The sequence below is a fragment of the Saccharothrix sabaoui genome (assembly GCF_051756985.1).
In the GTDB taxonomy this organism is placed as follows: domain Bacteria; phylum Actinomycetota; class Actinomycetes; order Mycobacteriales; family Pseudonocardiaceae; genus Actinosynnema.
Genome location: NZ_JBPKJK010000221.1, coordinates 1 through 12,395, shown reverse-complemented (window position 1 = coordinate 12,395; position 12,395 = coordinate 1). Strand labels below are relative to the sequence as shown.

General features: G+C 74.8%; 15 protein-coding genes. 7 read left to right on the top strand and 8 right to left on the bottom strand.

What is annotated here, in order from left to right:
- Nucleotides 1-794, bottom strand: a 794-nt coding sequence (locus ACR807_RS38315) for an RNA polymerase subunit sigma-70 (RefSeq protein WP_438926424.1), incomplete at its 3' end; no start/stop codon positions are given.
- Between ACR807_RS38315 and ACR807_RS38310 the strand changes: the two genes are divergently transcribed.
- Both ACR807_RS38310 and ACR807_RS38305 read left to right on the top strand, forming a co-directional pair.
- On the top strand, nucleotides 780-1,217 hold the full coding sequence (locus ACR807_RS38310; protein WP_438926423.1) for a nuclear transport factor 2 family protein: 438 nt from the start codon (nucleotides 780-782) through the stop codon (nucleotides 1,215-1,217). The two genes, ACR807_RS38315 and ACR807_RS38310, sit on opposite strands and share 15 nt — an antisense overlap.
- Nucleotides 1,218-1,574: 357 nt before the next feature.
- Entirely contained in the window at nucleotides 1,575-1,955 is a 381-nt protein-coding gene (locus ACR807_RS38305) for an anti-sigma factor antagonist (protein WP_438926422.1), read from the top strand.
- Nucleotides 1,956-1,999: 44 nt separating this feature from the next.
- On the opposite strand, the gene ACR807_RS38300 is transcribed toward ACR807_RS38305, so the two are convergent.
- Nucleotides 2,000-2,674, bottom strand: coding sequence for a DUF6766 family protein (locus ACR807_RS38300; protein ID WP_438926421.1), 675 nt, complete (start codon nucleotides 2,672-2,674; stop codon nucleotides 2,000-2,002).
- 82 nt (nucleotides 2,675-2,756) lie between these two features.
- A complete protein-coding gene (locus tag ACR807_RS38295; protein WP_438926420.1) occupies nucleotides 2,757-3,134 on the bottom strand; it encodes a hypothetical protein in 378 nt (125 codons plus the stop codon).
- Nucleotides 3,135-3,454: 320 nt separating this feature from the next.
- Between ACR807_RS38295 and ACR807_RS38290 the strand changes: the two genes are divergently transcribed.
- Both ACR807_RS38290 and ACR807_RS38285 read left to right on the top strand, forming a co-directional pair.
- Nucleotides 3,455-4,915 carry an FAD-dependent monooxygenase gene (locus ACR807_RS38290; RefSeq protein WP_438926419.1) on the top strand — a complete coding sequence of 487 codons (1,461 nt, stop codon included), beginning with the start codon at nucleotides 3,455-3,457 and terminating at the stop codon, nucleotides 4,913-4,915.
- 244 nt (nucleotides 4,916-5,159) lie between these two features.
- Complete coding sequence (locus ACR807_RS38285; protein ID WP_438926418.1) at nucleotides 5,160-5,783, top strand: TetR/AcrR family transcriptional regulator C-terminal domain-containing protein; 624 nt, start codon at nucleotides 5,160-5,162, stop codon at nucleotides 5,781-5,783.
- Nucleotides 5,784-5,905: 122 nt separating this feature from the next.
- On the opposite strand, the gene ACR807_RS38280 is transcribed toward ACR807_RS38285, so the two are convergent.
- Nucleotides 5,906-6,568: a type 1 glutamine amidotransferase domain-containing protein gene (locus ACR807_RS38280; RefSeq protein ID WP_438926417.1), complete on the bottom strand. Its 663-nt coding sequence runs from the start codon at nucleotides 6,566-6,568 to the stop codon at nucleotides 5,906-5,908.
- 104 nt (nucleotides 6,569-6,672) lie between these two features.
- On the opposite strand from ACR807_RS38280, the gene ACR807_RS38275 reads away from it, so the two are divergent.
- Nucleotides 6,673-7,578: a LysR family transcriptional regulator gene (locus tag ACR807_RS38275; protein WP_438926416.1), complete on the top strand. Its 906-nt coding sequence runs from the start codon at nucleotides 6,673-6,675 to the stop codon at nucleotides 7,576-7,578.
- 229 nt (nucleotides 7,579-7,807) lie between these two features.
- On the opposite strand, the gene ACR807_RS38270 is transcribed toward ACR807_RS38275, so the two are convergent.
- The gene (locus tag ACR807_RS38270; protein ID WP_438926415.1) at nucleotides 7,808-8,347 is read right to left on the bottom strand and encodes a CGNR zinc finger domain-containing protein; all 540 of its coding nucleotides are present in this window, start codon (nucleotides 8,345-8,347) and stop codon (nucleotides 7,808-7,810) included.
- A gap of 21 nt (nucleotides 8,348-8,368) precedes the next feature.
- A complete protein-coding gene (locus tag ACR807_RS38265; protein ID WP_438926414.1) occupies nucleotides 8,369-9,031 on the bottom strand; it encodes a GyrI-like domain-containing protein in 663 nt (220 codons plus the stop codon).
- A 182-nt stretch (nucleotides 9,032-9,213) separates the two neighbouring features.
- Between ACR807_RS38265 and ACR807_RS38260 the strand changes: the two genes are divergently transcribed.
- Both ACR807_RS38260 and ACR807_RS38255 read left to right on the top strand, forming a co-directional pair.
- The gene (locus ACR807_RS38260) at nucleotides 9,214-9,702 is read left to right on the top strand and encodes a DinB family protein (protein ID WP_438926413.1); all 489 of its coding nucleotides are present in this window, start codon (nucleotides 9,214-9,216) and stop codon (nucleotides 9,700-9,702) included.
- Nucleotides 9,699-10,865, top strand: a complete 1,167-nt coding sequence (locus tag ACR807_RS38255) for a MalY/PatB family protein (RefSeq protein ID WP_438926412.1) — start codon at nucleotides 9,699-9,701, stop codon at nucleotides 10,863-10,865. Before ACR807_RS38260 ends, ACR807_RS38255 begins: the two co-directional genes overlap by 4 nt.
- Nucleotides 10,866-10,880: 15 nt before the next feature.
- Here ACR807_RS38255 and ACR807_RS38250 read toward each other — a convergent pair whose 3' ends face one another.
- On the bottom strand, nucleotides 10,881-11,513 hold the full coding sequence (locus ACR807_RS38250; RefSeq protein WP_438926411.1) for a response regulator: 633 nt from the start codon (nucleotides 11,511-11,513) through the stop codon (nucleotides 10,881-10,883).
- Nucleotides 11,510-12,395 (bottom strand): sensor histidine kinase (locus ACR807_RS38245; RefSeq protein ID WP_438926410.1); only part of this gene is annotated, 886 nt, incomplete at its 5' end. The genes ACR807_RS38245 and ACR807_RS38250, both read right to left, overlap by 4 nt.

The following is a 12,395-nucleotide window of genomic DNA, read 5'->3' as shown; positions in this document are numbered from 1 at the left end:
TTTGCCGTGGTGGGCAGGAATCGCCAGTGGTACCGCAGCGGGCCGCGCAGGAGGAAGGCGCGGATGTCGTCCCTGCCGCGGTACCACTCGGGCAGCGGTGGCATCGAGTAACGGGCGTCGTCGGCGAGCATCGCGACGATCGCGTCGACGTCGCCGAGGTGCCAGGCGTCGCTCCAGCGGGTCACGAGCGCGCCGACCGCCTCGTCGCCGAGGTCGCGCAGCACGGTGTGCTGGGTCGGCGTGGCCGAGTCGATCACCTTCCGGGCCCGCTGCAGGGCGCTGTTCACCGACGCGGGGGACGTACCCAGCTGGTCGGCCACCTGGGCCGCCGAGAAGCCGAGCACTTCGCGCAGGACCAGCACTGCCCGCTGGATCGCGGTCAGGTGCTGCAGTGCGGCGACGAACGCGAGTTCGACGCTCTCGCGGGCGAGGTAGTGCGCCTCGGGCGAGGTGTCGGGGTACGGCTCAAGCCAGTTGACCTCGGTGGCGGGTGCGCCGGGGTCGACGTCGACGGGCAGCGCGCGGCGTCCGCGTCGCTCGATCGCGGTGAGGCAGCAGTTGGTGGCGATCTTGTAGAGCCACGCTCGGACGAAGCCGCGGTCGTCGAGGTTGCCGACGCCGCGCCATGCTCGTACGAGCGATTCCTGCAGCGCGTCCTCGGTGTCGTGCAGCGAGCCGAGCATCCGGTAGCAGTGCGCCTTCAGCTCGTCCTGGTGCGGTGCGACCAGCTGTTCGAACGCGTCGGCGTCGCCACCGCGAGCGGCGGCGACCTTCCCACCGTGCTCGCCGACCACGCGCCGGACATCGTCATGTTCGACGTCCCGCCGCCCGAGCAGGGCGTGCGCGGCATCGAGGCCTACCGCGAGACCTGGCCGGGCTTCCTCCGGTGGCAGGCGTCCGGCGCGGTGTTCGAGATCGAGTCGCTCGACGTCACAGCAGGCACGGACGTCGCGTTCGCCGTCGCCCTGCTGCGGTGCGGTACGCCTTCGGACTTCGATCGCGACCCGGGGCGCCGACTGCGGCTGACCATCGGCCTGGTCAAGGTGGAGGGCCGTTGGACCGTCGCGCACGAGCACCACTCGTTCGCGGACAGGACGGGGGTGCCGGATGCGGCTGGTGCCGAGGTCCGGTTCCGCGGCACCCGCGTTTTCCAACGACGCGACGGCGACTGGCAGATGGTCCACCAGCACCTGTCCCTCCCGGCGGCGGGCGGCTGAGGCTCGTCATCGTGGTTGACGGCGGGGCTTGGTGCGGTGCGGGACGAGGACGGCCGCGACGATCGCGGTGGCCCGACGTGGGCGGCGGCGGCAGCGTGGTCACGGACAGGGTGGTGTACCGGTGCCGGGCGTCGCAGCGACGGACCCGGTAGTGGTCCGGGCCGGTCTCGTTCCCGGCGAACCGGAAGGTTTCCCGACGCCCCGTGTGGTCGGTCACGTGGCGGTGGCACCGGGAATCCCCCGGCGGGGATCGGTCGTTGCCGTGGTCGGTGCGCTCGCACCGGGGTTGAACAGCCAGCCCGTCGCCGTTGGATCGGGTCTCCGGGAGGTTGTCCGGTGGGGCAGGACGGATCGGCTGTGAACGTGGCGGTGTCCGCCGGTGTGCGGGGTGACGTGCCGGTGCTGCGCGTCGCGGGTGAGATCGACATGGCGACGGCGCCCGGTGTGCGCGACGCGCTGCTGAGGTGGCTGGGAGCCGCCGTGCCGATGGCCGTGCTGGACCTGACCGGGGTGGTGTTCCTGGCGTCCGACGGACTGGCGTTGCTGGCCGAAGCCGCTCACCACGCCGGCAGGTGCGGTGTGGTGCTCGCCGTCGCCGCCGGTCACCGCGCCGTGCTCAACCCGTTGAGCATCACCGGGATGCACGAGGTGGTCACGGTGCTCCCGGATGTCGACCACGCCGTGGAGGCGGTGCGCGGCCTGGTGGCCGCCCAGGTCGGCAGCCGGGACGAAGGCTGATCGACGGTTGATCGACGGTGCCGGTGCCGCACCGGTGCCGTCGGTCAACCGTTCTCGTCGGTGTCGGTGTGCGGGCTGCCCACCGGCTTGGACTGCGAGGACCCGCGCTGGCGCAGGTAGACGCTGAACACGACCATCGAGCCGATGGCCAGGAACTCCGACTGCCAGTTCTGCAGCGACCGGTTCCAGAAGTCCGGCGAGGCCAGGTACTCCCACCAGGTCACGGTGTCCTGGAAGTTCACCAGCTGCTCGTTGTTGTAGGCGCTGCGACCGGCGATGGACTGCGTGCCCCACGAACCGAGGAACAGCGCCAGCATCACCAGGCCCAGCGAGTTCGAGTACAGCCCGGTGCGCCACCCGCCCGCCTTGGCCCACGGCGGGGAGTCGGGCTTGACGTGCGCGCCCACCAGTTGCTGCTCGTCGGTCTCGCGGCCCAGCCGTTCGGCCGGTTTGGACTCGGTCGAGCCGCGCTGCACCAGCCACACGCCGGCGAGTACGAACAGGACGAACTGGAGGTACTCGGACTGCCAGTTCTCCGCGACGTCGACCGCGAAGTCCGACGAGGTGACGTAGGCCCACAGGCCGATCGGGTCGCCGCCGTCGGTCAGCCGGCGCTCGTTGAGGTCGGCGTTGCCGGCGAACGCCTGGCCGACCAGCGAGGCCAGGAACAGCAGGCCGAAGGCGAGCCCCAGGCCGTTGTCGCGCAGGAACCGCTTCACATCCCCACCAGCCCGATCACGCTGAAGCACACCAGCAGGGCCAGCACGCCCACCAGGTAGGCGTAGAACATCCCGCGTTGCGTCACGGCCCACCCACCTCGCACTCGTGCGGGTGCTCCCCGCGCGGCTCGCACCCCGCGCCCGAGACCCGCCAGCCCACCGCCAGCTCCCGCAGGAACAGCACGTCCCCGGCAGTGCGTACCCGGGCCGCGTCGCCCCACACCTCGACCTGCTCCACCGGACCGCCCGGGACGTCGAGGGCGGCGCAGTCGGTGCTGTCGCGGGCCTGCCCGGTGAGCAGGTCGCAGGCCCGCGCCGAGTCCCCGGCGGAGACCGCGGAGGTGAAGTCCTCCGCCGCCCGCCGCACCAGGTCCTCGGTGCCCGAACCGCACCCGCTCGCCACCAGCGCCGCGGTCAGCAGGGGTGCGAGGCGCACCGCGGTCGGGAAGAGCTGCCTCACCTGCACGGTCTCCTCTCGGCGTACGACACCTCCTGCTTCCCCCGTAGGGCGAAGGGCAAACCACTCCGGGGCAGGGTTGTCAGCCGCCACCGGCGTGCACGAGGCGTTGACGGCAGCCCCCGATCGCGACGACCGTGCGTGCGGGCGGAACCTCGCGTGACCACCGCTGGTCCGGTCGGGCCGGTGCGTTCGGCGAGGCTGGTCGCGGTGGGGTCGCGGTGGTCCCGGGTGTGTTCGGGGTCTCGGCGTCGCCGATTGCTTATTGGTCAGTGACCTAGTTTGCTGTCCTTGGTTATTGGTCACTGACTAAGGAGTGTGTTGTGGTGGTCGACGTGGTGGTGGTCGGGGGAGGGCCGGTCGGGTTGTGGCTCGCCGGGGAACTGGCGGCGGGCGGGGTGTCGGTGGTGGTGTTGGAGGCGCGGGACGCGCCCGATCCGCGTTCCAAGGCGCTGACGCTGCACCCGCGCACCCTGGAGCTGCTGGCCTCCCGGGGGCTGCACGAGCGGTTCCTCGCCGAGGGCGGGCGCATCCCCGGCGGCCACTTCGCCGTGCTGGAGCAGCGCCTGGACTTCTCCGCGCTGGACACGCCGTTCCCGTTCACGCTGGCGCTGCCGCAGGTGCGCACCGAGCAGCTGTTCGAGGAGCACGCGCGCGACCTGGGCGCCGACGTCCGGCGCGGCCACCGGGTGACCGGGGTCGAGCAGCGCGACGACGCGGTGGAGGTCCGCGTCGAGGGACCGGCGGGGGAGCGGGTGCTCCGCGCGCGCTACGCGGTGGGCTGCGACGGCACGCGCAGCACCGTGCGCGAAGCGGCCGGCATCGGCTTCCCCGGCACGCAGTCGAGGGTGCTGGGCCGGCTCGGCGACGTCGTGCTGGACGAGCCGCCGACCGGACCCGCCACCCGCGTGACCGGCGACGGCACGGTCATGGTCGTGCCGCTGCCCGAAGGCCGCCACCGCCTCGTGGGCATCACGCCCGAGGACCTGCGCACCGACTGGCCGGGCGAGCTGTCGCTGGAGGAGCTGCGCGCCAAGACGGCGGTGGTCGCGGGCACCGACTTCGGCATGCGCGACCCGTCGTGGCTGTCCCGCTTCGGCAACGCCTCCCGCCTCGCCGACCGGTACCGGTCCGGGCGGCTGCTGCTCGCCGGCGACGCGGCGCACCAGCACTTCCCCGCCGGTGGCGTGGGGCTCAACGTCGGCGTGCAGGACGCGGCGAACCTGGGGTGGAAGCTGGTCGCGGTGCTGCGCGGCTGGGCGCCGGACGCGCTGCTGGGCACCTACGAGACCGAGCGGCGCCCGGTGGGCGCCGACCTGCTCGCCCACACCGCGGCGCAGACCGCGTTGATGACGGACTTCACCCCCGAGGGACTCGCGTTGCGCGACCTGGTCGGCGGGCTGATCGCCACCCACCCCGAGGTGTCGCGCGACCTGGCCGAGCGGCTGTCCGCGCTCGGCGTCGCCTACCCGGCGGGCGAGGGGCACCACCCGCTGGTCGGCCGCCGCGCCCCGGCCCTGGGCGACCTGTTCACCGCCCTGCGACCGGACCGGTACGTGCTGCTGGACCTCTCCGGTGGGCTGTCCGGGGTCGCCGATGCCGCACCGGACGGCGTCGGGCCCGGTCTGACCGTGCTGGGCGGCGCGACGGCGGGCGACCGCGCCGAGTGGGCGGGTGTGCGCGCCGCCCTGGTGCGGCCCGACGGTCATGTCGCGTGGGCCGACCGGCCCGCCGATGACCTGCGGGTCGCGGTCCGCGCCGCCCTGGCCGCGATCGGCCGTTGAGGGTCGTGCCGAGGTGGACCACCTGGCGGCGCCGACGCCGTTCTCCCCGGCTCGTGGGGCTCCGCCCCGGCCCGAGTGGTGGTCGGGCCCGGCACGGTGCTGATCGCCGGGTTGTCCGCCTTCGGCGCGGGCCCGTGGGGCGTGCTGCGCGGTCGCCCCGTCCGCCGCCCCGCACGGGCGAGGCGGCTTGCGCGCGGCTGTCGGCGTGCTCCGGGGACCCGATGCCTCCGCGTAGGCTGGGACGGTGATCGAGGCGCGAGCGGGACGGCCGAGCCCCGCGCGGTTGGACCGGACCGCGGTGGTGCGCGCGGCTCTCGAAGTGCTCGACGAGTCCGGGTTCGAGGCGGTGTCGACGCGGGCCGTCGCGGCACGGCTGGACGTCCGGATGAACACCGTGCTGTGGCACGTGAAGACGAAGGCCCGGCTGCGCGAGCTGATGGCCGACGCGATCCTCGCCGGGATCGACCTGGGCGGCCTGCCGGAGCCGTGGCGGGACCGGGCGGCCGAGCTGTCCAGGCGGTTGCGGCGCGCCCTGCTCGCCCACCGCGACGGCGCGGCCGTGGTGACCGGGACCTATGCGGCGGAACCGGCCACCCTGCGCTTCTCCGAGGCGCTGGTCGCCGCCCTGCTCGCCGGCGGTGTCGACGACCACCGGGCGGCGTGGACCGCGTGGACGCTCACCTACCTCACCCTCGGGCTGGTGCAGGAGGAGCAGGCGGCGGCCAGGGGGGACGGTGTGCGCCTGGCCGGGGCGGTGGCGCCGGACCTGCACCCCGCGCTGCTGCGCACCGCCCACCACCTGGCACCGGACGCGTTCGCCGAGCGGCTGGACTTCGGCGTGGGACTGGTGCTCGCCGGCCTCGGCTGATCACCGGTGCCGACCGGCGAGACCGTGTGTCCGTTGTGGACCGACTTCCGCACCACCTGCTCGCCGCCGGAGTTCGCTCCACCGGCCCACGTGCGCTCGACGAGGGCCGACCGGCCCCGGCCTCAGGCCAGCGCGGCCAGGACCGCCCGCGCGGTGTCCGCACTGGACTGCGGGTTCTGGCCGGTGACCAGGTTCCCGTCCACCACGACGGTGCTCGACCACGCGGGACCGGTCTCCAGCACCGCGCCCAGCTCGCGCAGCCGCGCCTCCACCGAGTACGGCACGGCCAGGCCGCCTTGGCGCTCCTCTTCGTCGGTGAACGCGGTCATCCGCCGCCCGGCGAACGCGAACGATCCGTCCTCCCGCACCGCCGAGAGCAGGCCCGCCGGGCCGTGGCACAGCGCGGCGACGACCTTGCCCGCGTCGGCGAACGACACCAGCAGCCGCCCGAGCACCGGGTCGACCGCCAGGTCGGCCATCGGGCCGTGCCCGCCGGGCAGCACCACGGCGTCGTAGTCGGCGACGTCCACGTCCGCCAGCACCAGCGGCGCGGCCAACTCGTCGTCGATCGACGCCAGGTAGGCGTCGAACTCCTCCGCGCGGCTGGCGGCGTCCACCGCGGGCCGCGCGCCGCCCGGCGTGGCGATGTCCACCCGCGCGCCCGCCGCGCGCGGCACCCGCACCGACTCCACGACCTCCTCGGCCCAGAAACCGGTGGCGTGGCGCGACCCGTCGGCCAGCACCAACTCGTCGGCCGCCGAGACCACGACCAGGACCCTGCTCATCGAAAACCCCTTCCACAGTGGAACCGTCGACCACCACTCCATCACTTTTCCCCGGGTTAAGCTGGACCGAGCCATCACGTTCCTTATGGCCCGGAGTTGACGCGGTGACCGACCTCGACCTGCTGGCCACGTTCGTGGAGATCTACCGGGGCGGTTCGCTGACCGCCGCGGCCCGGCGGCGCGGCCTGACCCAGCCGGCGGTGACCGGGCAGCTCGCGCGGCTGGAGCGGGAGCTGGGCGAACCGCTGTTCATCCGCGGCGCCCGGGGCGTGACGCCGACCGCGCGGGCCGACGAGCTGGTCCGCGCGGTCGGCCCGCACGTGGACGCACTGCGCTCCGCGGTGTCCGGTGCGGACGACCGGGCGGCGCTCACCGGGACCGTGCGCCTGGCCGGCCCCGCCGAGCTGATGACCGCGCGCGTGCTGCCCGCGCTGGCCCCGCTGACCACGCGCGGCCTGCGGCTGCGGATCACCACCGGGCTCGCCGGCGACCTGCTCGCCGCCCTCGCCGACGCCCGACTGGATCTGGTGCTGTCCTCGGTGCGACCGACGGACCGGGCACTGACCGCGACGCCGTTCGCGGACGAGGAGTTCGTGCTCGTCGGCCCGCCCACCCTGGTGCGGTCGGTCGACCGGGAACTGCTCGCGGTCGACCCGGTGCGGGCGCTGGCCCACCTGCCGCTGGTGGCCTACGCCGAGGAGCTGCCCATCGTCCGCCGGTACTGGCGCAGCGAGTTCGGCCGCCGCCCGCCCAACCCCGTCGCCGTGGTCGTGCCCGACCTGCGCGCCGTCCTGGCCGCCGTGGTGGCCGGCGCGGGCATCTCCGCGCTGCCGCGCTACCTGGCCGACCCGGCGCTCGCGGCGGGGTCCGTGGAACCCGTGCACACGGCCGCCGTGCCGCCGCTCAACACGCTGTACCTCGCGACGAGGGTGGGTGGTGCGGCGGACGCGCCCGTGGCCCTGGTGCACGACCACCTGGTGGCCCGGTCGAAGGACTGGGGCAGCCTCTAGCCCGCCGACCGGGCGAACCCGCCGGCCGAACCCGGAACGGTCCCGGCGGACGCGAGCATCCAATGTTCGTCCACACCGGACGGTTTGGTTCACCGGGGTGCGGCCGTCCTTGCCCGGCTGACCTCGTGGGGTACGCGCTCGTCCCCGAAGGGACCGGCCACGAGGAGGTGTTCCGCCGGTTCGTGGGCCCGCCGCCGATGCCCGGGTCGACCACAACGCGCGGAGGGGGTCAGGACGTGACCTGGGCGAGGCGTCGCCTGCGCCGGTAGTCGGCGGCCTTCATCCGGTTCCCGCACTCCGCCATGCCGCACCACCGGCGCGGCTTGCCCCGGGCGTCGTCCACGAACAGCCTCGTGCACTCGGGCCGGCCGCACTCGCGCACCCGTTCCAGGTCCGCAGGCGACCCGACCAGCTCGATCGCGTCCCGGGCCACGGTGGACAGCGCCGCCGCGAGGTCGCCGTGCCGCTCCAGCCGGCCGTCGACGAGCACCGGCCGGACCGGCGGCGCGTCGGCGAACGCCTGGAGCGCGCCCGCGGCCACGTGCCGGTCCGCGTCGACGCGCACCGCGGCGTAGACCAGTTCGCGCAGCTCGCGGACCTCGGCCACGTCCGCCTCGTCCACCCGCGGCGGTCGGCTCAGCAGCCCGGCCAGCGTCACCCAGTCGGCGACGCTCGCGGCGTCCGGCAGCAGCTCCTCCGGCCGGTCGCGCCGCCACTTCAGCGTCCCGACCAGGTCCAACGACACCCGACCGCTCACGAAAACGTGCACGTAACCATCTTGACAGTGACGTCAAGTGCGCGCGGGCAGGTGGCCCGCAACGTCCTGGAGCGCAGACCGGAGTCGGCGTTTCACGGGCTGGCGGATCACGGTCCTCAGCCTCGCCGGGTCGGTCCGGCGCGGGTCGCCGACGTAGACCTCGTGGTGCTCGCCCGCCGGGACCAGGTCGTGGGACGGCAGGTACTCGTCGTGCAGGGCGGCCATCAACGGGGTCTCGTCGTCGTACGAGCCGATGTGCAGGACCTGCGCGCAGGTGCCTTCGTGCAGGGTTTCCCGGCGCACCTCGGCGATCGCGGGGAGCCCCTTCTTCGCCAGGGCGCGCTCCGCGGCCTCGCCGACCAGATCGTCGTCCACCCAGTCCGGCTGGCTGATCATCATGCGCCAGTGCCAGGACTCCTTGGCGCGCGCGGTGAACACCGCCGGGTCGGGTGCCCACCACAACCCCTCCAGCGGGGCGACGACGAAGTCGCGGCCGGCGTGCTTGCTCGCGAACTTCACCGCGTAGGCCACGGAGTACAGCGCCTGGACCGCCCGCGCGTAGTCCGGCGAGGTGTTCGGGTCGCCGACGCCGTCGATCGCCAGGAACTGCTGCGGGGGCACCTCGACCAGCGCCCAGGCCCTGTTCTTCGGCGCGTAGAACTCCTTCAGCGCGCGCTTCACGTCGTACGGGGGCACCCGGTGATCCTATTCCGCGCGTGTCGCCGCCCGGCCCGCGAACCGAACTCCCGTCACCGTCTTGACGGTGACGGGAGTTGTGTCCAGAATCGTGTCACCTTCTGAACGGTGACTCGGCGCGGTGGCGTGCCGACGAGCGCGCCCCGCGCCGTCACCGGTCACGACTCCCGGAGGAGGGTCCGATGACACGCGAAGAACCACCCGCGCCCGGCCCGTGGGCGCTCGACGAGTACCTGTACTTCGTCGACCGCGCCTTCGACGGCATGCTGGCGAGCCTGGACCGGCTGGGCCCCGACCGCGGCAACTCCGCACCACCGCTGCCCGGCGCCAACAGCCCTTACGCGATCGTGCACCACTGCGCCGAGGTCGTGGACTACTGGATCGGCCACCTCCTCGCGGGCCGCCCCACCGACCGCGACCGCGACGCGGAGTTCCGCGCGACGGGCGACCCCGATGGGCTGCGCGCCCGGATCACCGCCCTGCGGGGCAGGCTCCGCGACGACCTGTCCGGCGTCGACCTCACCGCCGTGCCCGCCACCGCCCCGCGCCCCGGCTACCAGGGGCCGACCCGACCGCTGACCGGCGCCGGCGTGCTGCTGCACGTGCTGGAGGAGCTGGCCCAGCACCACGGCCAGGTGGAGATCAGCCGCGACCTGCTGGAGGCGTCGTGACCACCGACCCGCTGACCACCGACCCGCTGTTCGACGACCTCCGCGTCGAGGACCTGCGCTCCGGCTACGGGGTCAAGTGGGGGCGCGTCGCCGACGACGTGCTGCCCGCCTGGGTGGCCGACATGGACTTCCCCGTCCCGCCGGTCGTGGTGGCGGCGCTCGACGACGCGGTGCGCCGCGGCGCGCTCGGCTACCCCGACTGGCCGCACGGCAACCCGCTGCGCGCCGCCTTCGCCGAGCGGATGGAGGACCGCTACGGCTGGTTCGTCGCCGCCGACGACGTCCGCGAGCACACCGACCTCATCCAGGGCCTGCAACTGACCCTCCACCTCGCCACCTCGCCGGGCGACGGCGTGCTGGTGCAGACCCCGAACTACCCGCCGTTCCTGGCCTCCGTCACCACGATGGGCCGGCGGCTCGTGGAGTCGCCCTGGCTGTCCACCCCCGACGGCTGGGCGCCCGACCTCGCCGGGCTCGACCGCGCCGCCCGGGACTGCCGGGTGCTGCTGCTGGTCAACCCGCACAACCCGACCGGGCGCGTGCTCACCCGCGACGAACTGGCCGCGATCGCGGCCATCGCCCGCCGCCACGACCTCCTCGTCCTCAGCGACGAGATCCACGCCGAGCTGACCCACGCCCCGCACGAGCACGTGCCGTTCGCGTCCCTGGACCCGGACACCGCCCGGCGCACGGTCACCCTCACCTCGGCCACCAAGGCGTTCAACCTCGCCGGGCTGCGCTGCACGGTCGCCCACTACGGCCCCGAACGCCTGCTCGCCCTGCGCGACGCCCAGCCCCCGGACCTCTACGGCGTCGTCTCCACCCTCGGCGTGGTGGGCACGCTGGCCGCCTGGCGCGAGGGCGACGAGTGGCAGCGCCGCCTGCTGCGCGTCCTGGACCGCAACCGGCACCGGACCGTCGCCGCCCTGGGGGCCACCGGCCCCGCGCCCGAGGCCGGCTACCTGCACTGGTTCCCGGCGGCGCTGCTCGGCGTCACCGGGGACGACCCGGTCGCGGAGGTCCTCGACCGGACGCGGGTCCTGCTCGACGGGGGAGCGGGGTTCGGCGCGGACGGCCACCGCCACCTCAGGCTCAACTTCGCCACCGGCGCCGCGGTCCTGGACGAGGTGCTGCGCCGGCTCACCGCGCCGGCCGCGCGGTGAGAGGGCTCCCACCGGTCACCTCCCGGCGTCGAGGAGACCCGCCTCCCAGGCCCACGCGGCGATCTCCACGCGGTTGCGGGCGCCCAGCTTCGCCTGGACCGCCGCCAGGTGCGTCTTGACCGTGCCGACCGTGACGTGCAGGGCGTCCGCCACCTCCGCGTTCGTGCGCCCGCGCGCCACCAGCAGCACCACGTCCAGCTCCCGGGGCGACAGCGGCACGTCGCGGGGCTCGCGGCGCCGGCCCGCCGGCTCCCGGAGCAGGCGCACGGTGATCGCCGGGCTCACCAGGGCCTCACCGGACGCGGCGGCGCGGATCGCCTCCACCAGCAGCGCCGCGCCGGAGGTCTTGAGCACGAACCCGGCCGCCCCGTTCAGCAGCGCCTCGCGCACGAGCGCGTCCTCGTCGAAGGTGGTGACCACGACGACCTTCGGGCCGCTGATCCGGCGCAGCGCCCCCAGGCCGTCCAGGCGGGGCATCCGGATGTCCATCAGCACGACGTCCGGGGCGAGGTCCCGCGCCAGGGCCACGGCCTCCACGCCGTCGACGGCCTCGCCCACGACCTCGATGTCCGGTTCGGCGGACAGGATCATGCGGAACCCGGTGCGGACCATCGCCTGGTCGTCGGCGATGAGGACGGTGGTCGTCACGCCCCCTCCCCGACCGGGAGGCGGGCCTCCACCGCCCAGCCCCCGTGCGGGCCCGGACCGGCGGACAGGGTGCCGCCCGCCGCGGTGACGCGCTCGCGCAGGCCGCGCAGGCCGAACCCGCCCGGCCGGTGGGTGGTGGGGTGGGCGGCGGGGCGGCCGTCGTCGGTCACGCGGACCTCGACGAGGTCGGCCGTGCGGCGGACCGCCACGTCCACGGCGGTGGCGCCCCGCGCGTGCTCGCGCGCGTTGGTCAGCGCCTCCATCACCACGCGGTGGACCGCGGCGGAGGTGCCGGGCGGCACGTCGGCGAACGGGCCGCGCACGTCGAGCGCGCCGGGCAGGCCCGAGGAGCGGCGGAACCGCTCCACCAGGGCCGGCACCTCGGCGACCCCGGGCGCCCCGTCGGCACCGGTGTCGCGCAGCAGGCCGACCGCGCGGCGCATCGCGTCCACCGCCTCGGTGCCGGCGCGTTCGATCTCCCGCAGCGCGGGCAGCACGAGGCCGGGGTCGGTGCCGGCGACCGCCGCCGCGCCCTGCGCGTGCACCACGATCCCGGCGACGTGGTGGGCGACGAGGTCGTGCAGGTCGCGGGCGAACTCGGCGCGTTGCGCGGCGCGGGCGCGCTCCAGCTCCCGCGCCCGGGCGGCGGTCGTCAGCCGCGCCACCAGACCGGCCGCCGCGGCGACCGCCACCCCGAGTGCCAGCACGAGCACGCCGACCGTCGTCCGCAGGTCCCCGACGTCGCCCCGCAGCGGCTGGACCAGGACGGACACCGCCAGGACGGGCGCCGCGACGGCCGTCCACCGGGGTTCGCCGCGCCACACCAGCACGCCGAGCACGCCGAGCAGTGCGGCGGTCGCCGACAGGGTGAAGGGCAGCCCC

Bases quoted from the DNA above. Each gene is read 5' to 3' on its own strand.
- ACR807_RS38260 (WP_438926413.1), top strand. From the start codon at position 9,214: ATGACACGCGAAGAACCACCCGCGCCCGGCCCGTGGGCGCTCGACGAG.
- ACR807_RS38280 (WP_438926417.1), bottom strand. From the start codon at position 6,568: ATGAGCAGGGTCCTGGTCGTGGTCTCGGCGGCCGACGAGTTGGTGCTG.